Origin of the sequence: Nocardiopsis halophila DSM 44494, assembly GCF_000341245.1 — a bacterium.
Lineage (GTDB): Bacteria > Actinomycetota > Actinomycetes > Streptosporangiales > Streptosporangiaceae > Nocardiopsis_A > Nocardiopsis_A halophila.
On sequence record NZ_ANAD01000098.1, the window covers coordinates 1 to 1,093 of the forward strand.

At 78.0% G+C, this 1,093-nt stretch carries 1 protein-coding gene; it reads left to right on the top strand.

All coding sequences use genetic code 11. The annotated features are described in order from the left end of the window. Positions 1 to 1,093 (top strand): cobalamin biosynthesis protein (locus tag D450_RS0112810; protein ID WP_017539067.1); only part of this gene is annotated, 1,093 nt, incomplete at both ends.

Sequence of the window (1,093 nt, forward strand, 5' to 3'; positions counted from 1 at the left end):
CGTCTCCCTCGATGCCTACGGCGCCGACCTGGGGCTGCGCATCGCCGACCGCGACCGGCTGGCCTCCGTCGGCACCGCCGTGCTCTCGGGGGACCCGGTGCGCCTGGAGGGCGCCGAAGGGCTCCCGCTGCCGCCGCTGCCGGAGAACGTGTCGCCGCAGGTGCCCTCGTCCGAGGCGGCGGCGGTGATCCGCGTCACGGACCGCACCGAGCTGTGCCATGAGTGCGCCTCCTACGGCCTGCCCACCCTCACCTACCGGCCGCCGTCGCTGGTGGTGGGGGTCGGCTCGGCGCGCGGCGTCTCCGCCGAGGAGGTCGGGGCGCTGATCGACCGGGTGCTGGCCGAGCAGTGGCTCTCCCCGGCGTCGGTGCGTGCGGTGGCCACCGTCGACGTGAAGGCCGACGAGGAGGGCATCCTGCGCGCCGCACGCGAGCGCGGGTGGGAGGTGCTCACCTTCCCCGCAGAGGAGCTGGCCGCCGTGGAGGTGCCCAACCCGAGCGAGACGGTGCGCGCCGAGGTCGGCACGCCGAGCGTGGCCGAGGCGGCGGCGCTGCACGCGGCGGGCGCGGTCGGCGGCGCCCCGGAGCTGGTGGCGGCCAAGTCCAAGACCGCCAACGCCACCGCGGCGGTGGCCCGGGCGGCGTTCCGGGGGCGGCTGGCCGTGATCGGGCTGGGGCCGGGGGCGCGCGACCTGACGGCCCCGCGCGCCGCGGAGGAGCTGCGCCGGGCCTCGGTGGCCGTGGGGCTCGACCAGTACCTGGACCAGGTGCGGGACCTGCTGCGGCCGGGCACCCGGGTGGTCTCCAGCGGGCTGGGCCAGGAGGAGGAGCGGGCCCGCACGGCGGTGCGCGAGGCGCAGGCCGGGGCGGCGGTCGCGCTGATCGGGTCCGGCGACGCGGGGGTGTACGCCATGGCGAGCCCGGCGCTGGACTTCGCGGGGGCCGACATCGAGGTGGTCGGCGTCCCGGGGATCACGGCGGCGGTGGCGGCGTCGAACCTGCTCGGGGCGCCGCTGGGGCACGACCACGCTTACATCTCCCTGTCGAACCTGCACACCCCGTGGGAGGCGATCGAGCGGCGGGGGGGGGGCGCC